The 22,490-nt window shown below is 42.5% G+C and carries 21 protein-coding genes, 1 riboswitch and 1 other annotated feature; of the genes, 4 read left to right on the top strand and 17 right to left on the bottom strand.

What is annotated here, in order from left to right; all coding sequences use genetic code 11:
* Window positions 1-35 precede the first annotated feature (35 nt).
* From ACQKNS_RS21950 to ACQKNS_RS21960, 3 genes are all read right to left on the bottom strand, one after another.
* Window positions 36-1,148, bottom strand: coding sequence for a sugar ABC transporter substrate-binding protein (locus tag ACQKNS_RS21950; RefSeq protein ID WP_427645373.1), 1,113 nt, complete (start codon window positions 1,146-1,148; stop codon window positions 36-38).
* Window positions 1,149-1,264: 116 nt separating this feature from the next.
* Window positions 1,265-1,370: riboswitch (SAM riboswitch) on the bottom strand.
* A gap of 94 nt (window positions 1,371-1,464) precedes the next feature.
* Complete coding sequence (locus ACQKNS_RS21955; protein WP_427645374.1) at window positions 1,465-4,206, bottom strand: GTPase domain-containing protein; 2,742 nt, start codon at window positions 4,204-4,206, stop codon at window positions 1,465-1,467.
* 492 nt (window positions 4,207-4,698) lie between these two features.
* Window positions 4,699-4,872 carry a hypothetical protein gene (locus tag ACQKNS_RS21960; RefSeq protein WP_164468807.1) on the bottom strand — a complete coding sequence of 58 codons (174 nt, stop codon included), beginning with the start codon at window positions 4,870-4,872 and terminating at the stop codon, window positions 4,699-4,701.
* A 207-nt stretch (window positions 4,873-5,079) separates the two neighbouring features.
* Window positions 5,080-5,324, top strand: a binding site (T-box leader).
* A 98-nt stretch (window positions 5,325-5,422) separates the two neighbouring features.
* Between ACQKNS_RS21960 and brnQ the strand changes: the two genes are divergently transcribed.
* The 4 genes from brnQ to rluF all read left to right on the top strand — a co-directional run bounded on the left by brnQ (window position 5,423) and on the right by rluF (window position 9,703).
* Window positions 5,423-6,754: a branched-chain amino acid transport system II carrier protein gene (gene brnQ, locus ACQKNS_RS21965; protein WP_427645375.1), complete on the top strand. Its 1,332-nt coding sequence runs from the start codon at window positions 5,423-5,425 to the stop codon at window positions 6,752-6,754.
* Window positions 6,755-6,876: 122 nt separating this feature from the next.
* Window positions 6,877-7,809 carry an aldo/keto reductase gene (locus ACQKNS_RS21970; RefSeq protein ID WP_427645376.1) on the top strand — a complete coding sequence of 311 codons (933 nt, stop codon included), beginning with the start codon at window positions 6,877-6,879 and terminating at the stop codon, window positions 7,807-7,809.
* A 172-nt stretch (window positions 7,810-7,981) separates the two neighbouring features.
* On the top strand, window positions 7,982-8,881 hold the full coding sequence (locus ACQKNS_RS21975; protein WP_427645377.1) for a DMT family transporter: 900 nt from the start codon (window positions 7,982-7,984) through the stop codon (window positions 8,879-8,881).
* Between the two features lie 114 nt (window positions 8,882-8,995).
* Window positions 8,996-9,703, top strand: a complete 708-nt coding sequence (gene rluF / locus ACQKNS_RS21980) for a 23S rRNA pseudouridine(2604) synthase RluF (protein ID WP_427645378.1) — start codon at window positions 8,996-8,998, stop codon at window positions 9,701-9,703.
* 83 nt (window positions 9,704-9,786) lie between these two features.
* Here the strand turns inward: rluF and ACQKNS_RS21985 are convergent, their stop codons facing one another.
* The 14 genes from ACQKNS_RS21985 to ACQKNS_RS22050 form a co-directional block, all read right to left on the bottom strand.
* Window positions 9,787-10,536 carry an ABC transporter permease gene (locus ACQKNS_RS21985; RefSeq protein ID WP_427645379.1) on the bottom strand — a complete coding sequence of 250 codons (750 nt, stop codon included), beginning with the start codon at window positions 10,534-10,536 and terminating at the stop codon, window positions 9,787-9,789.
* Window positions 10,537-11,298, bottom strand: coding sequence for an ABC transporter ATP-binding protein (locus tag ACQKNS_RS21990; protein ID WP_427645380.1), 762 nt, complete (start codon window positions 11,296-11,298; stop codon window positions 10,537-10,539). It lies immediately after the preceding gene.
* A 192-nt stretch (window positions 11,299-11,490) separates the two neighbouring features.
* Window positions 11,491-11,844: a DUF1048 domain-containing protein gene (locus tag ACQKNS_RS21995; RefSeq protein ID WP_427645381.1), complete on the bottom strand. Its 354-nt coding sequence runs from the start codon at window positions 11,842-11,844 to the stop codon at window positions 11,491-11,493.
* A gap of 72 nt (window positions 11,845-11,916) precedes the next feature.
* Window positions 11,917-12,237: a PadR family transcriptional regulator gene (locus ACQKNS_RS22000; RefSeq protein ID WP_377395309.1), complete on the bottom strand. Its 321-nt coding sequence runs from the start codon at window positions 12,235-12,237 to the stop codon at window positions 11,917-11,919.
* Between the two features lie 417 nt (window positions 12,238-12,654).
* Window positions 12,655-13,623 (bottom strand): sugar phosphate isomerase/epimerase family protein, encoded by a 969-nt coding sequence (locus ACQKNS_RS22005; RefSeq protein WP_427645382.1) that lies wholly within the window; start codon window positions 13,621-13,623, stop codon window positions 12,655-12,657.
* Window positions 13,624-13,644: 21 nt separating this feature from the next.
* Window positions 13,645-14,685: a Gfo/Idh/MocA family protein gene (locus ACQKNS_RS22010; RefSeq protein WP_098370422.1), complete on the bottom strand. Its 1,041-nt coding sequence runs from the start codon at window positions 14,683-14,685 to the stop codon at window positions 13,645-13,647.
* A gap of 17 nt (window positions 14,686-14,702) precedes the next feature.
* Window positions 14,703-15,725, bottom strand: coding sequence for a Gfo/Idh/MocA family protein (locus ACQKNS_RS22015; protein WP_427645384.1), 1,023 nt, complete (start codon window positions 15,723-15,725; stop codon window positions 14,703-14,705).
* 13 nt (window positions 15,726-15,738) lie between these two features.
* On the bottom strand, window positions 15,739-16,467 hold the full coding sequence (locus tag ACQKNS_RS22020) for a ThuA domain-containing protein (protein WP_427645385.1): 729 nt from the start codon (window positions 16,465-16,467) through the stop codon (window positions 15,739-15,741).
* Between the two features lie 225 nt (window positions 16,468-16,692).
* The gene (locus tag ACQKNS_RS22025; protein WP_427645464.1) at window positions 16,693-17,727 is read right to left on the bottom strand and encodes a LacI family DNA-binding transcriptional regulator; all 1,035 of its coding nucleotides are present in this window, start codon (window positions 17,725-17,727) and stop codon (window positions 16,693-16,695) included.
* A gap of 57 nt (window positions 17,728-17,784) precedes the next feature.
* Entirely contained in the window at window positions 17,785-18,603 is an 819-nt protein-coding gene (locus ACQKNS_RS22030; RefSeq protein WP_427645386.1) for a carbohydrate ABC transporter permease, read from the bottom strand.
* Window positions 18,603-19,463 (bottom strand): carbohydrate ABC transporter permease, encoded by an 861-nt coding sequence (locus ACQKNS_RS22035; protein ID WP_427645387.1) that lies wholly within the window; start codon window positions 19,461-19,463, stop codon window positions 18,603-18,605. The genes ACQKNS_RS22030 and ACQKNS_RS22035 overlap by 1 nt, the downstream gene beginning before the upstream one ends.
* 164 nt (window positions 19,464-19,627) lie before the next feature.
* Window positions 19,628-20,917 carry an ABC transporter substrate-binding protein gene (locus ACQKNS_RS22040; RefSeq protein ID WP_427645388.1) on the bottom strand — a complete coding sequence of 430 codons (1,290 nt, stop codon included), beginning with the start codon at window positions 20,915-20,917 and terminating at the stop codon, window positions 19,628-19,630.
* Window positions 20,918-21,277: 360 nt separating this feature from the next.
* Entirely contained in the window at window positions 21,278-21,463 is a 186-nt protein-coding gene (locus ACQKNS_RS22045; RefSeq protein WP_063235290.1) for a hypothetical protein, read from the bottom strand.
* 158 nt (window positions 21,464-21,621) lie between these two features.
* Window positions 21,622-22,461: a YitT family protein gene (locus ACQKNS_RS22050; RefSeq protein WP_427645389.1), complete on the bottom strand. Its 840-nt coding sequence runs from the start codon at window positions 22,459-22,461 to the stop codon at window positions 21,622-21,624.
* Window positions 22,462-22,490: the final 29 nt, after the last annotated feature.

The following is a 22,490-nucleotide window of genomic DNA, read 5'->3' on the forward strand; positions in this document are numbered from 1 at the left end:
AGACACTCCCTTCACTGGTAAGAGAGTGTCTCTTTTTACTTTTTATAATGATCTTTCAAAACTTTCATCCAATCTTCTTCAAATTCCGTAGATTCACCCCAGCCATCGACAATATCAGACAGATTTGCCATGTTTACCGCTTCTTTTGAAGCTTGGACTTGCTTTTGTGAAATAAGTGAAGCCTCTAAGTCATAGGTTTGCGGAGTATCTTCGCCCGCTAATTTTTTAGCCAATATCCTCATATTCACTGCACCGATTAACTTGGGATCGACTGCTGCCGTATAGGACCATGAGCTGTCAGCCGATTGGATTTCCTGGAGATCTGCATTAGATACATCAATACCATATATCTTCACTTCATCGCGACCCGCTTCTTTAATCGCCCGGGCTGCGCCGATGGCAAAGGCATCCCATGTTGCGAAAATGGCATCCAATTTACCTTTAGGGTATTTATTCAGCATTGCGGCTACAGCATTTTGTGTCTGAACCGAAGTATCAGCAGCTGCCACTCCGAATCTTTCGACTTCTTTAATACCCGGATTTTCTTTTAGTTTTTCCTGATAGACTGCATTTCTTCTTACCATTGGCGGGAAGCCATCCACCCAAAGATAGGCAATTGCCGCTTCACCTTTCTGCTCTTTTATCAGTTTATCGAAAGCCAGTGTTGCCAACGCTTCATCATCCTGTGAGGTTAATGTCACACCATCTATTTTAGATAGATCGCTTATTGAATCGAACGTGACAACGCTTTTACCTGCATCAACCAACTTTTGAACGTCATTCACAGTTGCTGCATCATCACCATGGGAAATGATATAGCCGTCGTAATCTTCCTCCAAAGCCTGCGCTATCGCATCATGAAATTTAGCCGTATCACCATTGGCTGTATATGTATCCACTTGAAATCCCAGTGCTTCTCCTTCTTCCTTCGCACCCGCCAGGTATTGGGCCGTATGATCATCACCGCCAATTTTACGGATCACTTTGATCTTGGCTCCATCCCCATCTGCAAATCTTTTTGGCACATTTTCAAACGATACTTTTTCTTCTTTCTTCGATTCTGTGGAACTCTGCCCAGTGGAGCACCCCGTTAAAAGCAAAGCCGAAGCGATGGCTGAAATGAATATCCCTTTAATAGACCTTCTCATCTTGTTTTCCCTCCATGTTTTCTAATTAGTCTTATCAGTCAAGTTGGTGTAAATCCCAAAATAAAAACCTCTCTAATATAGAGAGGTTTAATCAGCTGTTTTGCAGACTTGTCCCTCTCTTATCTGTCAAAACATTTCTGTTTTGCAGGATTTAGCACCAATTCCTAATGGAACGGTTGCTGGGCATCTTAGGGCCAGTCCCTCCGCCACTCTTGATAAGAGATATATTGTGTTACGTTTTCGTAATTATCACTTTATAGGGATATAGTCGTAAAGTCAATAGATTTTTGAATATTTGAAATGTTCCCCGTCATTTTTATTTCCTTTGAAGCTGGGCTAGACGCTTTTTCTCGATTTTTTCAAGCCTCTCCAACTGCCTTAATTTCACTTCGAACAAAGTGATCGGGTCACGGTATACTTCCGGATTTTCTTTCATGTGCTCCAATGCAGCCTGGTAGTCTTTTATCTCGGTCTGAGTTTGTTCAATCGTTTTTTGAAGCAACGCAAATGAACTGCGATAGAAAAGTGCGATGTCCCGATCCAAAGATTTTTCAAACAATCCAAATTGGGTAAGGAAACGTTCCGTGATCATTTCCGCAACATCCAGGTAATCTTCACTTTCCAGATACTTCTTATAACGATTGTACATATTGGCTTTATTTTGCGGTATGGCTCCAAACAGCTTCCCTGCTCCTTTAAGCAGCAATTGTGATGGAGTCCTGCGCAAAAGGATATTAACGTTTTCGATGCGGATACTGCTTGTCATCCGATCGGCATCACGGCGCCAGTCATCCAATACCCTGAAGTCACCTGCAAGCGTAATCCGTTCTTCTTTGTATAATTCATTGAATCCGGCACTCATCTCATCCATAAATTGCTGGCTTTGTGTGAACTCCATTTGGGAACTGGCAATCCAGTCTTGAAGAGAACGGTAATATTGAGGCATGATCTTATCAGAAATGAAGTTTTGAATCCGCTCATTCATTTCTTGATTTAACTGTACATGGACCTGACTGAAATCACTGCTTTCCGTTAATGATTTAGAGCAATCCCTCAGTAATTCAGGAATTTTAGAAAATAGCTGATTTTTCACTTCATCCTTAAGCAGACGATACGACCTGATGATATTTTCACTTTTTTCTTTTTCCAAATCAGCCAGTTGATTGACCGCCCCATTCAGTTTGACTTCCATCTGTTCATTCCAAGAGATGGAATGCTCGCATTTCCGCTCATTGGCTGCCCGTTTTTCCAACAGATAAGATAAAGTTTTACGAATGAATGCAAGGATTTTTTCAGATCTTCTTTCCTTCCAATTATCATCTTGGTAATTCGATTGAAGGAAGGCTGAAAGGTCTTTCAATTGCTGCTTGCTATCATAAAGTTTGGAGAAAGCGAATACTTTCGCATTCGGGAAATATGCATTCACTTTATCCCATGTTTCGTCTTCCATCCGGACTGCGACCTGATCACTGTATATCGTATCCATTTTATTTAATAAGAAATGAATCGGCAGTTTCGGAGCCATCATTTGAATTTCCAATAAAAGATCCCGTTCGCTGCCGGTGAAAGGCGCCCGGGCGTCAAGAACGAACATCAGTCCATCACTGCCATGTAAATAGCCTTGGAAATCCGATTCCACGCTTTTTTCCCCATTGAACCCCGGTGTATCCAATAATCGCAGACCATTATTTCTTAGGTAGTCACTTATGATTGTCACATCAACAATAGTCCCGCGCTGACGGCGCGTTTCATCCAGTTCAGTTAGCTCCATGACAACCTTTCTATCTGTATCGGTAATTTCTAGGATTTCCAAATCATCCCCGTCTTTAACACTGACTAAAGACGAATGATCTTCAGCGGCAATGCTCTCGCCAACAATTGACTGAATGAAGGATGTCTTTCCATTTCCTGTACTTCCCACAAGAAGAAGATTGAAATTCCCGGTATCCTTAAGCCCCTCGACCATCCATTTAAGCTTATTGCCAACCATTAAATCATTTTCTTCAGCCCACTGGATAATGGAATTGAACAGTTTCTCCCCCGCTTCAAGTCCCCCTCCTAATTTAGGCGATTTCGCCAACAGGCTTTCTGCATCCTGAATGACCAGCGCATTGATCGTATCCGGGAAGATTTCATTCCAGGACAACGCGGATGCCGCGGCAAACAGCGAGAGCTCCCCATCTGCGATTTTGAGCCAGTTTTCCAGCAGCCTTGGCACGACTGGACTTAAATCCTTGATTAGGTGCGTTCCTTCTAAAAGACCTGCATATGCATCCCTATAATAGACTGAAAGCTCATCCCATACATCAGCATGGTTCAATTCGATGGTATCTATCAAGTTATTAATCACTCTTAGCCATTCGAAATAAGAATCCGTATATTTATAATTTTTCCAAAGGGCAACCGTCACCTTTTCGAAACGTTCCTGGTCAAGTGTGTATAGCGAACCAAGGACAGTTGAAAAATAATCCGGATCCATCGATTGGGCAACACCTTGCTGGATATACTTCTTCAGCACATCGAACCAGCCCATTGATTCTGTACGGATACTTTCATTAGCCGCTAATACCACCGCACTGTTCCAATCCTTTTGTTCTTCAAAAAAGGCACGTGCGATTTCCGTGACATTCGGGTAATCCGGTTGGAACTCGACTGCTTCTTTCACGACTTTGGAAGCCAGGTCATTTCTCGATTCCACTATGTACAGGGAAAACAGTTGCAAAAGAACCTCTGTTTTCAAGACCGCTTCATCCGTATCGACGGACTTATAGATATCCTCTGCGGTTGAATACATTTCCAGTTCAAAATAAGCATCAGCGATGTTTTTCTTCGCCCATGAACCAAGTTCCCCTTCTATGTTCTCCCATTTAAAAATGGCTGCTTCATAGTCATGATGCTGAAAATATACTTCTCCTTGAGCAAAGCGAATGGCGGTTAAATCCGCTCTTTCCTTTTTTTGTTCCACGAGAAACATTTCTCCCAAAGCTTGAATCGGGTGCTTCCTTGTATCCTCAATCATCGTTTCATAATGTTTTTTTCCGATCAGCCGTTCGTCCATCTTTATTCCCCCGATATATTTCATATTTTTAATTAAAGGATAATCACTGATTCTATATACCTTCTAGTAGACCTAAATTCAATCTATAGGTTCCTTTAGTTAAAAAATCATTTACAAAACCTTAAAATGTTATTTTAGCAAAACAATATGGTAACAACATGTCACCACTCTTACAATTTTAAAACAGAAACAAATAGAACTGTAATGTTTTTAATAAAGCGATACAGAAATGTCATTTCCATATTCGGGGAAAAATGTTTTTTCAGTTTCACCACATACCAGATAGAGGTGGGCGAACCATACTTTATACCTCCAAATTACCAGAAGCCCGGCCCTTCAACTGCCTATTACTGTAAAAAGCAAGATCACCCTGCCCCGTCCATTACTAAATCCCCATTTTTCCGTTCATATAAAAAAGCAGCACCCTCATTCATAAAAGGTAACTGCTCACTGATAAGCTCCGAACAGTCGTTGTCCTTTGACAAATTAGGATTATACCCCTGTACGCTTACGTTGGTTATTCGGCTTTTTGGTCAACTGGCTTTTAAGCTGTTTCGTTTTCTTCACAACGCCTGTTTCCAATTTATCTTTACTTGATCCCGCTTGCTTTTGAGCCAGTTTTTGTTTGACTGCATCCGCCAGGCTTAATTTCTTATTTTCAGACATACTGTTGTCTCCTTTAGTGTTCTGCCTTCTATTATAATATAGTTGCGATTAGAAAGATAATAGGGAGTAATATCCTATTCTTCTTGAAAATATCCTCTGGATATAGGAAGTTTCGCCAACGAGGGACTAATTTCCTGCTCCTTTAAAAGGATTAATGATAAATTATATTGACTTCATAATCAGAATTTGCTAAATTATCTCTATATTAAAAAATCTATGAAGAGAAAGAGTAAGATGAGAACCCTGTTCCACAGAGAGTCGACATATGGTGGAAGTCGATGTCCAAGGCCTATCCGAAAATCATCTCTGAGATGCAAAGCTGAAAATCCAGTAGGCTTTGACGGGTTTCCGCCGTTACAATGGATCACGTATGAATACGTACGTTGACTGAGTGCCGCAGCTTTTTTAGTGCGGAATATGGGTGGTAACGCGAGCACAAACTCGTCCCTGATTTTCAGGGACGAGTTTTTTATTTGCACAAAACACTTTAATTAGCCTTTTTCAGGCCAGTCGGCGAGAGTAACCATTATAAAAAAAAGGAGAATTCACCATGAAAAAAACAGACACATTATTTATCGGCCTTATGCTTTTCTCAATGTTCTTCGGAGCGGGAAATCTCATATTCCCTCCATTTTTGGGAGCATCTTCAGGAACTTCCTTCTGGCCAGCCATTGCCGGTTTTGTTGTAACCGGGGTCGGCCTGCCAATTTTGGTGCTTCTTGCAGTCTCACTTGTTAAAGGCGGGGCACAAACCATCGGGGCCCGTGTACATCCTCTATTCAGCACATTGTTCATGGTGGTCATCTATTTAAGCATCGGGCCTTTTCTGGCCATTCCGCGAAACGCGAATGTTGCCTATGAAATGGGATTCAAGCCGTATTTGGGCGACTCAATGAATCAATCATTATTCCTATTCATTTTCACAACCATATTTTTCATCACAGCTTATGCCATTTCATTGAATCCAGAGAAAATGGAAACCTTCATGGGACGCTGGATTACACCCGTTCTGCTTTTGTCCATGGTCATTCTCTGTGTCGTTGGGTTCGTAAAGCTTGATGCTCCATTCCTAGCTCCAACCAAAGCATATGCTGCAGGAGCATTTTCGAAAGGGTTCATTGAAGGTTACAACACGATGGATGCACTAGCTGCCTTGGCTTTTGGAATCGTCATCCTGACTTCAATCCAGCAAAGGGGGATTTCCGAACGAAAACAATTGACGAGATATACAGTAAAGGCTGGTCTCATCGCTGGTGTTTTACTTTCTTTAGTTTATATCTCCTTAGGTGTAATGGGAGCACGCATGGCAGCCGATGGGGCATTCGAAAACGGAACGGATATCCTCACTGTCGCATCCACCCTTTTACTTGGAACTGGCGGGAAGGTCCTTCTTGGCATCATTTTCACTTTAGCATGCTTCACCACCGTCGTCGGGTTGACGACTGCTTGCGGACAGTATTTCTCGAAACTTTTCCCCAAGCTGAACTATAAAACCGTCATTCTGATTGTAACAATCGTCGGCTTCATCCTTTCAAATATGGGTCTGAATCAAATTTTGAAAGTATCTGTACCATTCCTTGTGATGGCTTATCCGTTAACGATCGTCCTGATTGTCCTGACATTCTTCAGCCGTCATTTCAAAAACCCGAAGAAGGTTTATCGCAGTGCAATGATTTTCACAGGTGCTTTCGCCTTGATGGACGGACTGAATGCCTTCGGCTTACAATTAGGACCCGTACAAACGTTGAGTGATGTCCTTCCCCTTTCTGCCTACGGCATGGAGTGGATCATCCCTGCTATCGTCGGTACAGCCTTCGGCCTGCTTCTCAGTCAATTTGGACAAACGGCTCGAGCTGAAGAGCTGGAAATCGAAACATTATAATAATGAAGTAAGCAGGTGATTTTACGGATCATCTGCTTATTTTGTACACGTCCGGACTGCTTTATTTTGGAAATCAACATCCGCTTTTTGTTATGATGGGGTCAAAGGAGATGATAAGTAATATGTCTAAGCAAACCCGTATTGGTAAAACAAATCTGTATGTAAATCCGATTGGCCTTGGCACGAATGCAATTGGCGGACATAACCTTTTCCCTAATCTAAGTGAGGATACAGGAAGGGATGTTTTGAGGACGGCATTGGAAGAGGGAATCAACTTTTGGGATACAGCTTACATTTACGGTCCTGAGCGTTCAGAAGAACTTATCGGTGAAATCCTTAAAGAGAGCCGCAAACGCGAGGACATAGTCCTTGCCACTAAAGGAGCACATAAATTTGCCGATGGCAATATCGTCTTTGATAACTCTCCGGCTTTTCTGAAAAATGCTGTGGAATCGAGTCTAAAAAGGCTCCAAACCGACTACATCGACTTATTCTATATCCATTTCCCTGACGAGGATACACCTAAAGATGAAGCGGTAGGTGCCTTAAAGGAATTGAAGGATGCAGGCAAAATCAAGTCCATCGGCGTCTCGAATTTTTCGTTCGAACAATTGAAGGAAGCGAATAAAGACGGCTATGTCGATGTGTTGCAATCCGAGTACAATCTATTCAAACGGGAGGCAGAACAAGACCTGCTGCCATATACAGCCGAAAATAATATTTCCTTCATTCCTTATTTCCCCCTTGCTTCCGGTCTGCTCGGCGGCAAATATAATCAGGAATCAACATTCGAGGACGGCCGGGCAAAAAGTCCGCTTTTCCAAGGACAAGCCTTTGTAAGCAACCTTCAAAAAGTGGAAGAGCTCCGGGCGATTGCCAACAGGAAGCAAACCGATGTCGCCGATGTCGTACTAGCTTGGTATTTAACCCGGCACTCGATAGATGTACTGATTCCCGGAGCGAAAAAGCCTGAACAGGTCACACGCAACTTACAAGCATTGGATGTCGAACTAACTATGGATGAAATCGCCGAAATCAGTGCCATTTTCGCTTAATATAGATGTGAAAAAAGGCTGTTCAGCTCATGTTGAACGGCCTTTTTTCTATTTATCCTTCTCTTTGGTCCATCTATTACAAAAATTGGCTAGTAGGCTTGCTATATTGCTTAGGGGCTCCTGCTTTGGTATATTTAGTGAATATTCCACCAATTAAGGAAGAGGCAGTCTGATGAAAAAATCTATTGTTATTTTATTTCTTATCTTGGCAAATTTGTTTTGGGCCGGTAACTACATTTTCGGAAAATACGTTGTGACCGAACTTTCCCCGATCCAACTAACATTTACGCGATGGCTAATAGCCGTTTTCTTATTGTTTCCTTTAGCCCAATGGATTGAAAAACCAAATTGGAAGAGTGTATGGAAAGAATGGAGATTACTGTTTGTCATGGGTGTGCTCGGAATCATCAGTTATAATTTTTTCCTTTATTGGGCCCTGACCTATACAACTTCCATGAATGCGGCTCTTGTCAATTCGATGAACCCTGCTTTAATTGTGCTTTTTTCGGCTTTGCTGTTAAAGGAGAAAATTTCAGCCCCCCATGCACTCGGTCTAATCATATCTTTATTCGGCGTTTTATTGGTCTTGACAAAAGGACATCTTCTGGATATTTTCCAGCTCACTTACAATAAAGGCGACTTATTGATGATTCTGGCAATTCTCGTTTGGACCTTCTATTCAATAATCGGTAAAAAACTGAAAAACATTCCGATCATCTCAGCCACTGCCGTTTCCGTATTTCTCGGATTGATTCTCGTCGCTCCATTTGCCATTGGCTCGGGAATGAACCTTGATTTAAGCAGTCAAGCCGTCACGGGTCTCTTATATATTGGAATCTTCCCATCTGTCGGTTCCTTTATTTTCTGGAATATTTCCCTTCGTCATATCCATGCTAGCCAGGCTGGAATTTATCTCAATCTGATTGCTGTATTTACCGCCATTCTTAGCCTGATTTTAGGTCATTCAATTACCATTGTCCAAATCCTGGGAGGTCTTTTTGTCTTCATTGGCGTCTACCTGACAAGCAAAAAGAAAAAAGAAAATTCGGCAGCTCTCACGAAGAACATGTAATGAACATCCAGTACTTCTCACCAACTATGCTTAATTGTCTTTTCCCCTTGTCTATGCACCATGATTTACGTTATCCTTTAAAGAAGAAAATCTGAATGAAAAGGTGTGCTTTAGTTGAGGATCAATAAATATATCAGTGAATCCGGAATTACCTCCCGACGGGGCGCAGACAAATGGATAGCCGAAGGCCGTGTGACGATTAATGGCACTGTAGCAGAGCTCGGCAGTCAAGCTGAATCCGGTGATGATGTTCGTGTCGATGGCAAGCCGATAAAAGTGGAACAGCAAAATGTCTATATTGCACTGAATAAACCGATAGGGATTACAAGTACGACTGAAAAACACATAAAAGGGAATATCGTTGATTTTGTCAATCATCCGCTTCGCATTTTTCATATCGGACGGCTGGACAAAGACTCAAGCGGTCTGATCCTTCTTACAAATGATGGAGACATCGTGAATGAAATTCTTCGTGCAGAAAACAAACATGAAAAAGAATACATCGTAACCGTAGATAAACCACTTACCGCTTCCTTCATTAAAGATATGTCATCCGGAGTGGAGATTTTGGATACGAAAACACTTCCATGTAAGGTCGAACAGTTGACCAAATATACATTTAACATTACTTTGATGCAAGGACTGAACAGACAAATCCGCCGAATGTGCTCCGCACTCGGGTACGAAGTCCGTGATTTACATCGAATCCGTATCATGAACATCCATCTGGACGGACTGGCGATCGGACAATGGCGCGATCTAACTGAGGATGAATTGACGGAACTATTTAAGGAATTGAATTATACTCCAAGGCAAAGATGATAATGAAGATGCCCCCAGATTTCTGGGGGCATCGCTTTTTTAATTTCAGAGAATTTACGTCAATAGTTTGCTCTATGGTGTACTTACCCTAACTGGTGTTTAAATACTTTACTGGCGAAGAAGTAAGCGATGACCATGATGCCGACGCACCAGGCAAGTGCGATCCAGATATCGTTACCAACAGCCCCTTCATACAAGAGGGCACGAATCGCATTCACGATTGAAGTCACTGGCTGGTTCTCAGCGAACGCACGGACAATTTTAGGCATGGTTTCGGTTGGGACAAAGGCCGAACTGATAAACGGCAGGAAAATCAGCGGGTACGAGTAGGCTGTCGCCCCTTCCATTGACCCCGCAGTCAACCCTGGAATGACCGCCAACCATGTCAGTGCCAGCGTAAACAGCCCGAGTATCCCAGCTACCGTGAGCCAATCCAGGATATCAGCGCTGGAGCGGAAGCCCATCAAGAGCGCGATGAGGATAACCACCACGACAGTAAGAGCATTGGAAACAAGCGAGGTTAACACGTGAGCCCACAATATCGACGAACGCTTGATGGGCATGGTTATGAAACGCGCCATCAGCCCGCTCTTTACATCCGTAAACAGCCGCAAGGAAGTGTAAGCTACACCGGATGCGATAGCCATCAGCAAGATTCCCGGCAATAAATAATTGACGTAGTTGTCTGTGCCTGCCTCTATGGCACCGCCAAATACGTAAACAAACAGCAGCATCATCATAATCGGCGTAATCGCCACCGTGATAATTGTATCCGGGCTGCGCATGATGTTGTGCATTAAACGCCCTAGTAATACCCCTGTTTTTCTTTTCATTTATATCTCCTCCTTTTTGCCGATGATCGCAAGGAAAATTTCCTCCAATGTCGGCTGCTTCTCGATGTACTCCACTTTCGCTGGCGGGAACATCTCCTTGAGTTCGGTAAGGGTGCCGGTCGAGATGATTTTTCCGCCATGCAGGATGGCGATTCGGTCCGCCAGTTGTTCGGCTTCCTCCAGATACTGGGTCGTCAGCAATATGGTCGTGCCACCGCCGGCTAGCTCCTTGACGGTATCCCAGACTTCAATTCGCGCTTCAGGGTCAAGCCCTGTCGTCGGTTCGTCGAGAAAAATGACTGCTGGCGTCCCGATCAGGCTCATGGCAATGTCAAGCCGGCGCTTCATCCCGCCGGAATATTTATCCGCCCGGCGGTTGGCTGCATCGGTCAGGCTGAATCTTGCAAGCAGATTGTCGGCTACTTGAGCGGGATTGGAAACTCCCCGCAACTTGGCGATCATCAGCAGGTTTTCCCGACCGGTGAGCATTCCGTCTAAAGCTGCGAACTGCCCTGTCAGGCTGATGCTCTGGCGAACATGATCCGGTTGACGCTGGACGTCAAAGCCGCAAATGCCTACTTCGCCGCCATCGGCCTTCATCAGAGTCGAGAGGATGTTGACCGTCGTCGTCTTGCCCGCTCCATTTGAGCCCAGCAGTGCGAAAATTTCGCCACGCCGTACCTCAAAGTCCACCCCCTTTAAGACTTCCTTGTCTTTAAATGATTTTTTTAACCCTTTTATAGAAATCGCTGCATTATTCATACCTTTTTTCCTCCTTATAATATCGCAGCAAAGCCGCTTGTAAGGTCCGTCATTATCCGGTCGAGCGCCTTGCCGAACTAGATTGCCTATACTCCACTATTTAGTCTGACTAATAATCTGTATGACTTACTACCAGGTTAAAATATAACTGAATAGCGAAGGTGGCATTTGTAACCAGCTATTCAGTCGGAATTATTTATTGAATTTATTTTTCCCCAATTGCTTCATGATACTGTCATTCAATTCTTCACGATACTTGGCGAAATAGGTTTTAGCATTTGCCACTAGTTCGTCGGCAAATGACGCCACGTCGTCCCCAGTGATTTCCAGCACTTGTCTGCCTTCCGCCGCACCTGCTTCGAACAACTCGATTAATTCATACTGCATGTGCAGCATATCCATCCCGTTACCCGCTGAGAAATTCCACATATAGTTTTGAATTTTCTTAAATACAAACTGGTAGTCCTCTGGCAGGGCTTCAACCCGTGCCATCATCATTTTATACTCTTTTTTATCACCAATCATTTTTTTGAACAATTCCATCATTTATTTTCCCTCCCTTTTTTATAAAGGCTGAACAGGTCTCTCCAAAAATATCGTACGGAATATCTTATGAAGCTAGTTTGACTTTAAGACGTTGATTTTCGATGATACAAAATCCCATTTTTCCCAAAACAATTCAAGTTCCTGGCGGCCAGCCTCATTAAGTGAGTAAAACTTGCGGGGCGGCCCCATATCTGACGGTTTCTTCTCTATGTTCACCAGTTTTTTCTTTTCTAATCGCACGAGGATCGTGTAGACCGTCCCTTCCACGACTTCAGTAAACCCAAGCTCGTTCAGGCGGCGGGTAATCTCGTAGCCATATGTTTCATGGCGGCTGATGATTTCCAGCACGCAGCCTTCCAGCGAACCCTTCAGCATTTCAGTTAAATTTTCCATGTTCAGAGCCTCCTCTTTTTTGTGACTCATATAAAGTATAACGTAGTTCCGAGGGGAATTTTTACTGAATAGCTTTTGGAATTCACACTATTTAGTACTACTTATTACATCTAAACTGTAACACTGAGTAGCAGAGGTGTCAAATTTTATATTAAAAATATTTTGCAACTTCACTATTAAGTGCCGCTGGTATACAGTGTTACTACTACAAGGTATGCTGTAACACATAGTAGTGTGACTGCCAAATTGATTAATTTTTTTTAGCCAGCTATCTACATTGGAAAAGAAATTTTGACGTATTATTAATTCAGCTTTTACTCGTGAGTTTTGCGCTTTTACTTATGAATTCCACTTTTTCACGAGTAAGGGCCAAAATAAAAAGCAACCTGCAATAGGCTGCTCGTTATGGGGTGTAAATTATACCCACCATAAATCTGTTGGGCTTTCGTTGATGAGTACAGTTTTCAGATTGGTAACAGCCCGTTGGAATCCTTCTTCAATTGACATCAGCGGATCTTCATGTTCGATGCTGACGACATAATCGTAACCGTATGTGCGAAGGGCGCTCATGATGTCGGACCATTCTTGGAGGCTGTGGCCGCATCCTACAGAGCGAAAATTCCAGGCACGGCTCTGGATATTTCCATATGGCTGCATGTCGGTTAATCCATACATATTGATGTTATCCTGATCCAAGTATGTGTCTTTAGCGTGGAAGTGGTAGATTGCTCCCGCTTTCCCTAGGATTTTGATGGCCCCGACTGGTTCGATGCCCTGCCACCAAAGATGGCTTGGATCAAGGTTGGCGCCTATTGCATCAGATGTTGCTTCCCGAAGTTTTAACAAGGTGTAGGGTGTGTGGACGAGAAAGCCCCCATGCAGTTCAAGTCCGATTTTTATATTGTGCTCATCGGCAATGGCGGCTGCTTTTTTCCAATAGGGAATCAATTTTTCTTCCCATTGCCATTTCAGTACATCTGTATACTCATTCGGCCATGGGGCGACAGGCCAGTTTGGATATTTGGCTCCTTCGTGATCACCGGCTGTACCAGAAAAGGTATTGACTACCGGGACGTTCAGTAAGGATGCAAGCTTGATTGTTTTAATCAGTGTTTCATCACTTTCTTTGGCGAATGCTTCATCTGGAGATATTGGATTGCCGTGGCAGCTGAATGCACTGATTGTTAATCCTCTTGTTTGGATGGCTTCGAGGTATTTTTGGCGTTTTTCTTCGCTTTCCAGCAGTTCATCGAGCGGACAGTGGATATTGCCTGGATACCCGCCTGTACCGATTTCAACTGTTTTTAATCCTGAGTCTGCGACATAATCAAGCATATCCTCAAATGATTTTTGAGCAAATAGCACTGTAAAAATCCCTAATTTCACAAGCCCCACCTCACCTTTTCATTAATTTATGCTCATGACCTTCCCACTTGCCGAGCTTTGATAAATGGCTTCGATTATTTTCGAAACTTTCATGGCTTCCGATGGTTTTACCAATGGTTCTGCCAACCCCAGACAGCTATTAATAAAATTCTCTGCCTGCTGCAGGTCTGGTGTATCTTCCCCTGGCATCCATACTGCCTCACTATTTAAAAGCATGCCGTGCTTAGCCTGATTCAAGACCAGCGGGAACACATCAAGTCCGCCCTGCGTTCCGGATAAACTTAAAACAGTTGCTTCTTCACGGATATTCGCGGCCCAAGATGTTTCGAATAATAAAGATGCTCCGTTGGCAAATTTGATATATGCCGTGGCATGATCATCCACTTCAAATACAGAGGCATCGAAATTCCCCCATAAATTGACTTGATCGACACCCTTACTGACATAATTATATGTCGAACCTACGATTTCAATCGGTTCTGGGTCGTCCATCAGCCATAAAGCCAAATCAAGCAAATGGCAGCCATAATCGATCACGCTTCCACCGCCTTGCAATTCCTTGCTTGTAAACACTCCCCAGCCAGGGACTTTTCGTCTTCTGATTGCCTGTACACGCGCTACATATGGTTCACCGATTTCACCGGCCTGAATCATTTTCTTTGCAGCCTGGGCTTCCTTCATGAAGCGGTAATGATAAGCGGTCGATAAAACTTTACCCGATATGTTTGCAGCCTCGGTTATGGCTAAACATTCCTCCGTTGTAATGGCCATTGGCTTCTCGCATAACACATGTACACCCGCTTGCAGGGCAGCAATGGAAATCTCCGCATGGAACTTATTTGGTGTTGCAATCGTAACAGCATCCACTTCGGCAAACATTTCTTCATAATTTGTGAAAACCTTTTCGATATGAAATTCACGCGCAACTTCTCGCGCCTTCATTTCATCTATGTCATGAATGGCGTATAAAACCACTTTATCTTGAAATTTTTGAAAAGCTGGAATATGCCTTTTTTGGGCAATTCCGCCAGCTCCGATAATACCCATTTTTAATTTGTACATGATGACTTTTAACCCCTTTATAAGCGGATGATTTTTCGGGATGCATTTGATTCCATCGCGCCAAGAATGACTTTTAATGATTTTAATCCTTCAACTCCTGAGACAAGTGGCTCCACATTGTCCACCACACATTTTACAAAGTGGCTGATCACTTCGGAGTCATGCTGTCCTTCTGAGTCATTAGTCTGGATGCTTCCTAATTGGATGGTTTCCGTTTTTCCATTATCATGATGGATGATCAGTGAGTATTTCGGATCGTCTTCAAGGCGTAATACCGCTTTTTCCGCATAAATGACCGTAGCATTGTCTTCTTTTGCATAAGACCAGCTGGCGGTAAGCGTTCCGATGATACCGCTCTCCGTCCGGAGGATACAGGCCGCACTGTCATCAACGTCTGTATTTTTCTTGGCAGTCGTTTCCACAAAGGCTCCCACTTCAACAAATTCTTCTCCTAGGATATACCTTAATAAATCAGCTTTATGAACGCCTAAATCGCCCATTGCACCAATGGCTGCCTGATCCTTTTTAAAAAACCAGCTTTCCAGTCCGTCTACGCTCCAGGTTTCCGGCCCGGAATGTCCAAAAGCCGTCCGGAAGCTATAGACCTTCCCTACCTCCCCGCTCTCAATAAGCTGCTTCGCTTTTTGATGAGAGGGAACAAAACGCTGATTATGACCGATCATTAGTATTTTGCCGCTTTTCGCTGCTGCTGCATTCATTTTTTCAGCGTCTACTAAAGAAGTAGCCATTGGTTTCTCACAAAGGACATGCTTACCAGCTTCCAAGGCCGCAACTGTGATGCGTGCATGCAGGTAATTCGGGGTACATACACTGATCGCTTCTATCTCCTCATTCTTCAAAAGTTCTATATAATCAGTATATGCTTGTGCGCCATACCTTTGTGCTGCTGCATTCGCCCGGTCCGGTACAATATCACAAACCGCAATGATGTCCGTTTCCTGATGTGCATCATACTCCGGAAAATGCCTGTTTTTTGCAATACTCCCGCATCCAATGACTCCTACCTTCACTTTGCCCATATTGTTCTCTCCTTCACTTCAGCTCTTTGCCTGAGATGGATTCCAACGGTTCGGCTTTCCCGTAGTTCGTTACGATTCCATTTTCCGGCTTGACCCAATTAACGGCATTCTTAATCACTCGTTGAATCTCGGGATTATGGTAGGTAGGGTATGTTTCATGACCTGGACGGAAATAAAAAATCCTCCCTTTTCCCCGCTGATACGTGCAACCGCTTCTGAATATCTCCCCGCCTTCAAACCAACTGACGAATAGCAATTGATCTGGTGCAGGAATATCAAAATGTTCCCCGTACATCTCTTCCTTCTCAAGCTCTATATATTCTCCGATTCCATCAACGATAGGATGGCTTGGATCGACAACCCATAGCCGTTCCCTTTCATCCGCCACCCGCCATTTCAAATCGCAAGTCGTGCCCATTAATCGTTTGAAGATCTTTGAAAAATGACCAGAATGGAGGACGATGAGACCCATTCCCTCGAGTACTCGCTTGTGAACCCTCGCAATGATTTCATCCTGAACTTCATCGTGTGCAACATGCCCCCACCACAGAAGTACATCGGTTTGTTTCAGTGCCTCTTCGGTCAATCCATGCTCTTCTTCATCAAGAGTGGCGGTTCTCACCTCGACCTGCCCACTTTGTAAAAAGCCGGCAATTGCACCATGGATACCATCCGGATATACGTTTGCTACTTCAGGCTTTGTTTTCTCGTGGCGAAACTCATTCCATACCAGGACTCTCATGTACAACCTCCTCCATTCAAGATTCAATTCACGGTAACTTGCTTTGCATGTTTAACTATTACCTCTTTATTCATAACGCAAACGTTTGCGTTAGAGAAGATCGAATTATAAGAACATACTTTATGCCTTCAAAGTATGATTTTTTAAAAATTATAGTGATAATCTATATTGTAAATTTATGTTAGCAAAAATCAAGCATTAATTGGTAAAAGATTTCTACATTTTTCATTTAATTTCCTTTTTGGCATCAAAATGCGACTCCCGCTTTATGATTTTGGTAGGAATGCTGATGCTCTTTTCCATCATTTCCGGATTTGCAATTAGATCGAACACGCATTTTGCCGCCTCATATCCTAACTGATACGTATGGATATCAACCGTTGTCAGCGGCGTACTTAAAAATTCTATGAATTCTGAGTGGTTAAAACAGACGACGCTTATTTGACGTGGCACTTTCAAGTTCTTTTCAGCCAACACTCCAAGCAAGAGAACACCCAATAAAAGATCCATAACCAAAAATGCGGTTGGTGCCTCCTTCAATTCCAGCAATTCATCAATCGCCTTTATTCCATCCGTCCGATTTAAAGGAATCAATTTGATATATTCCTGTCGTACATCCAACCCGGCCTGTTCCATCGCTTGTTGAAAGCCTGTTAAACGGTCCTGGATCACCTCAAACTCGGGACTGCCCCCTAAAAAGGCAATTCGCTCATGTCCAAGGCCGATTACAAACTCCGATACTTCCCTGGCCGCTTGAACATTATCGTTATCAATGAATGTGATGCCGCTCATGTTCGTGCTTGGCTTCCCGATCAAAACGAACGGGAAGCCCTGCTTTAATAAATATGGCACCACTTTATCGTCCTTTTTAGAGTACAAAACAATCATGCCATCCACTCTTCTGCCCTGAACCATCTTCACGACATCCTCAAAGATGGCATCCTCCGTTTCGCCGGTTGTTAGAGAAAGACTGTACCCTTCTTTATTACAGAAATCCCCGATGCCACGGATCACTTCTGGAAAAAAGGGATTATAAAGTGATTCCCTTGCCGAACTTTTCATGACGATCCCTATGGCCTTGGTTGACTTCGTGACTAGGTTCCGGGCATTTTCATTCATATGGTAGCCCATTTCCTTTAATACCTTGCGTACTTTCCTCTTTGTCTTTTCACTGATTGTCGGGCTATTATGGATTACACGCGACACCGTTGATGGAGCGACATTCGCTTTTTTGGCAACGTCTTTTATAGTAACAGACAAATTCATCAACACTCCCCGTTCACCGCACATGGCTTAATATTCCCTATATTTAAATAGTTATTTAACGGCTCCATCTGCAATTCCTTTAATAATTTGCCTCTGAGCAAAAAAGTACGCAATGATGACTGGAATGATGGATAAAGTAAGTCCAGCCAAGGCAAGATGCCATTGCTTCGTATATTGACCGAAAAAGAAGAATAATTTAAGCGGAATGGTCTCCGATCCCGCCCCGCCAATAACAAGGGATGGCAGCAAATAGTCATTCCATATCCAAATGACATTTAAGATGCCAACTGTAATCGACATCGGTTTTAATAATGGAAATATGATATACCAAAATACCTGAAACCGGTTAGCACCATCAATCTTTGCTGCCTCATCAAGTGAGATGGGAATCCCTTTTAAGGTACCATGATATAAGAATATGGAAAGGCTGCAGCCAAAACCTAAATACATGAAAATCAGTCCGGCCTTGTTCAACATCCCAAGCTGTCCGAATTGGGCAACGAGCGGTATCATCACAGACTGAAACGGAATTAGCATGGCTGCTACAAACACGAAGAAAAGCAGGGAACTTATTTTACTTTTGTTTCGGGAAAGAGCGTATGCTGCCATCGCAGAAAAAATGATGATGATGACTACACTGACGCCCGATATCAATAAAGAATTGAATAAAGTCCGGAGGAAATCCAATTGCTCGAAAGCTTGAGCGAAGTTTTCGAATGTCCAGGTTTCAGGCAGTCCCAGTGTATCTGCAAATATATCCCGTTTCATTTTAAAGGCATTTACAAGCATTAAATAAAACGGAGTGAGCCATAATATGGCTAAAATGAATCCGATGAATCCAATTAGCCACAATTTCCATTTTCCCCTCATCACAGCTCAACCTCCCGTTTTTTATTGAAATAGACTTGTGTCAGCGAAACGACCGCCACAATCACGAAAAAGATAACGGCTTTTGCCTGGGCGTATGCCATATCGTTTTCAGTGAAGGCCGATTTTACAATGTTCATCGCAACCATTTCAGTTGAATTGTAGGGAGCTCCATTCGTCAAAGAAAGATTTTGATCATAGATCTTGAACGAGTGGGAAAGAGTCAAAAACAAACTGACGGTAAAAGCGGGTGCCACTAGTGGAAAAGTTATATGGCGAAAACGATGGAAACTGTTAGCTCCATCAATTTTTGCCGCTTCGATCAAGTCTTCAGGAACGGCCTGCAGATAGGCAATATAAATGATCATGATATATCCGGCCATTTGCCATGATGTTAAAATGATCAATCCCCAAAAACCTGTATCAGTCGTTGATAACCATCCATTAAATGCTTCGATCCCGGTCAAATCACCGATCGCACCGAAGACCTTAATAAAAATGAACTGCCAAATAAAGCCGAGAATCAAGCCGCCAATTAAATTGGGCATAAAGAAAACCGTCCGCAGTATGTTGCTTGATTTAATTTTCGAAGTCACGATGAGAGCCAAACTTAATCCGATGATATTGATCACCACAATTGCCGCTACGGAAAATTTAATGGTGAACCAAAATGTATCAAGGAACCCTTTATCCGTAAACAAGTCTATATAATTCTTAAAACCGATGAAATCCGGCGTCCCCAAGCCGTTCCAATTCGTAAAGGAATAATAAAATCCGTAGATGAGTGGCACGATAACAACCAAAATGAGTGCAGCAAGAACAGGTGTCAAAAACAGCCAATATGCGGCATCCCGATTTCTCAACGAAACCGACCTCCTTGAAATGATTTAATAGTTAATGGTTTTTGATCATGACTGGGTTATTGATGAATCCCTTGTCGAGGCAATTTCCCTTAGCGACTTTTCTATAACAAGGAACAACCAATCGGCACACTTTTCATGCCGATCGGTCACTTGCATCCCAATACTTATTTGCTATGAATCTTCTCCCAATTTTCAATGTTCTGTTGGACAAGTTCATCCCAAGTCAATTTACCGGTTACATATTTTTGGACACTTGCCCCAAGATCATCATTCCAACCAACCGGATATCCATTAAACACCCAGCCAATCGTGTTTCCTTCTTGGGAGTATTTATAAATCTCTTTTGAAATTGGATCCGCAATTTTTTCTACATCATATCCTTCATATGCAGGAATGAATTTAAAGTCTTCCAAAACGGCTTTTTTCCCTTCCTCGGATGTATACATCCAGTCGAGGAACTTCTTCGCTGCTTCTTGTACCTTTTCATCCGATTTCTTGTTCACTGCCCAATAGTTCGGTACGCCGACCGGCATGCCTGCAGAGTCTCCATTTGGAATCGGGATGATGCCAATCCCCTTTTCAGCTAATTCAGGATCCATATCATATACTGTGTTATACACCCAGTTGCCTTGCTGAATGATAGCAACCTTTTCAAGTGAGAACAGCTCTTCCACTTGTTGGGAGTAATCGAGGCTTGCTGTCGGCTGGACGGAATATTTATTTTGAATATCGACCAGTTGTTTGAACTTGTCACCATCCGTGAATTTAACCGTTGGAGCCTTGCTAGCCTCTAACACATTCCCATCAAACTCCGGCGCTAAGAAAACATTGGATAAATGGTTTCCTGTCACCCACTTCTCTTTGACCGGATAAGCGAAAACTGCATCGATTTTCAATTTGTCTTTCTGTGAATCCATTTTCTTGACTGCCGCCTCTAAGGCTTCATAACTTGTAATTTCATCAGGATTAATTCCAGCCTCTTTAAATATCCGTTTGTTATAAATCAAGCCGTATCCTTCCTGGTTAAATGGAAGTCCAAGGACTTGCCCGTCCTCTTCCACGCCATCCAAAGTGCCCTCAAGTGCAGCTGCTGCAGCCTTCGTATCCTTTAAATCTGTTAATCTATCTTTATATTGTTCGACATCCACCGGTCCGCCAATGTTAAAGACCGCCGGCTCCTCTCCTGATGCGAACTTTGCCGTAATGGCTGATTTATAATCATTTCCGCCGCCAACTGTCGATACCTTGATCTTTACATCTGGATTCTCTTTTTCATATTGTTTTGCCAATGCCTCGAATTGCGACTTGAATTCTACCTTGAATTGAAATATATCCAGCGTCACGACATCCTTTGAGTCTCCGTTTCCACCAGTTGAAGAAGTGCATCCAGCCAAAATCACACTAAAAACTAATAAAACAGTAAGAATTCCCCCGTACCATTTTTTACGTTTCATGCCTACCGACTCCCCCTTTTTCATATGATTCACGCAATTTTAAGAAAACGTTTGCATAAAATAGTAAAATAAAAGCCTTTCATTCTATAAAAATCGTGGTCTATTGTACTTCTTTTACATCACCTCCTCACAATACTTTTTGCAAACGTTTACATTTATGCGCTTTATATTACCATCAAATGCCATAATTTACAATAAAATTGTAGTATATTGTAAAAAAAGGATGTCAAGAACTCTCTTAATCTAATTATATGATTCAGAAACCCATGAATATTCCTTTATCCGATTATTTATTGTACGGGCTATTTTCATATTAGCAATGCTACGAAAAAAGGGAAACCCGCGTCGGTCCCCCTCTTTTCACTTCAATATCATCTTCACATTGGATGAACCGTATTCATCCTTCAATTCATAATATTTATCGCTTGCTTGTCCAAACTCTTTAAACACACCGCTAATGATCAATTCATTCGTTTCCTTATCAACGACACTGTACTTGATATTGCTTTTCCCGAACTTTCTGTCATCCACTTTTAAAAGAATCATCTTGGATACCTCCACATTTAATGGCTGCACTCCTCAGGGTGTGTTTTCTTATTTACATAATATAACAAAATATTTGGAATTTACAGATTTTTTTCATTGCAAAATAAAAAAGCCTATTAGGCCTTTTCATTCGCATATAATCCGCCTCTCAAATCGCATCAGGACTTTGAGATATCCAGGAATCCTTCACCAAATACGTCCCTAACATCATGTATGGCTATAAAAGCGTTGCTATCCGTCGACTGCACTATTCTCTTTAACTTTAGTACCTCTTGCTTACTTATAACGATATATAAAATATCCTTGGATGCTTTTGTATAGTATCCATGACCGCTAAAAACAGTGACCCCGCGGTCCATCAATTCGGTTACTTGTTTTGCAATCTGGTCCGCTTCATTTGAAATGATGGTAATCGCTTTTTTCGGGTTCAATCCCTCAATGATGAATTCCATCGTTTTTGTTCCAATATAAAGCATAAGGATCGTGAGCATCAGCCCTTTTGCACCAATGATGAAATAAGATGAGAACGCAACGATTAAATCGAAAAACAGAAGTCCATAGCTTAAACTCCATCCCAAATACTTATTCGTGATTCGGGCCAGGATCGTCGTACCGGCAGTAGTGCCTCCAACACGGATGATCATGCCAATTCCTGCACCGGCAAAAACCCCGCCAAATATCGCATTGATGACCAATTCATCTGAAGATATCGTCCAGCTTTCGGTTAAATGCAGGAAAAGTGAATTAAATGCAACGGCTATGATTGTATATACCGTTGTCATTTTCGACAAATATTTATAACCAACGATTAGCAGGAAAGCGTTAATGATCAAACTTAACAGCCCTGGTGACCATTCAAAAAGATAAAATAAAATGATGGTTATCCCCGTGACTCCTCCCTCACCAAGTTCATTGGGAATGACGAAAAGATTTATTGCCAAAGCGAAAATAAAAGCTCCTATTAATATAAAGAAAACATCCAAAGAAATCTTTTTCATATTTATTACCCTTCCTTTATGTAATGGTT

Origin of the sequence: Peribacillus sp. NPDC094092 (genome assembly GCF_050279365.1) — a bacterium.
Lineage (GTDB): Bacteria > Bacillota > Bacilli > Bacillales > DSM-1321 > Peribacillus.

Bases quoted from the DNA above. Each gene is read 5' to 3' on its own strand.
- ACQKNS_RS21950 (WP_427645373.1), bottom strand. From the start codon at position 1,148: ATGAGAAGGTCTATTAAAGGGATATTCATTTCAGCCATCGCTTCGGCT.
- ACQKNS_RS21955 (WP_427645374.1), bottom strand. From the start codon at position 4,206: ATGGACGAACGGCTGATCGGAAAAAAACATTATGAAACGATGATTGAG.
- ACQKNS_RS21960 (WP_164468807.1), bottom strand. From the start codon at position 4,872: ATGTCTGAAAATAAGAAATTAAGCCTGGCGGATGCAGTCAAACAAAAA.
- brnQ (WP_427645375.1), top strand. From the start codon at position 5,423: ATGAAAAAAACAGACACATTATTTATCGGCCTTATGCTTTTCTCAATG.
- ACQKNS_RS21970 (WP_427645376.1), top strand. From the start codon at position 6,877: ATGTCTAAGCAAACCCGTATTGGTAAAACAAATCTGTATGTAAATCCG.
- ACQKNS_RS21975 (WP_427645377.1), top strand. From the start codon at position 7,982: ATGAAAAAATCTATTGTTATTTTATTTCTTATCTTGGCAAATTTGTTT.
- ACQKNS_RS21985 (WP_427645379.1), bottom strand. From the start codon at position 10,536: ATGAAAAGAAAAACAGGGGTATTACTAGGGCGTTTAATGCACAACATC.
- ACQKNS_RS21990 (WP_427645380.1), bottom strand. From the start codon at position 11,298: ATGAATAATGCAGCGATTTCTATAAAAGGGTTAAAAAAATCATTTAAA.
- ACQKNS_RS21995 (WP_427645381.1), bottom strand. From the start codon at position 11,844: ATGATGGAATTGTTCAAAAAAATGATTGGTGATAAAAAAGAGTATAAA.
- ACQKNS_RS22000 (WP_377395309.1), bottom strand. From the start codon at position 12,237: ATGGAAAATTTAACTGAAATGCTGAAGGGTTCGCTGGAAGGCTGCGTG.
- ACQKNS_RS22010 (WP_098370422.1), bottom strand. From the start codon at position 14,685: ATGTACAAATTAAAAATGGGTATTATCGGAGCTGGCGGAATTGCCCAA.
- ACQKNS_RS22015 (WP_427645384.1), bottom strand. From the start codon at position 15,725: ATGGGCAAAGTGAAGGTAGGAGTCATTGGATGCGGGAGTATTGCAAAA.
- ACQKNS_RS22020 (WP_427645385.1), bottom strand. From the start codon at position 16,467: ATGAGAGTCCTGGTATGGAATGAGTTTCGCCACGAGAAAACAAAGCCT.
- ACQKNS_RS22030 (WP_427645386.1), bottom strand. From the start codon at position 18,603: ATGAGGGGAAAATGGAAATTGTGGCTAATTGGATTCATCGGATTCATT.
- ACQKNS_RS22040 (WP_427645388.1), bottom strand. From the start codon at position 20,917: ATGAAACGTAAAAAATGGTACGGGGGAATTCTTACTGTTTTATTAGTT.
- ACQKNS_RS22045 (WP_063235290.1), bottom strand. From the start codon at position 21,463: ATGATTCTTTTAAAAGTGGATGACAGAAAGTTCGGGAAAAGCAATATC.
- ACQKNS_RS22050 (WP_427645389.1), bottom strand. From the start codon at position 22,461: ATGAAAAAGATTTCTTTGGATGTTTTCTTTATATTAATAGGAGCTTTT.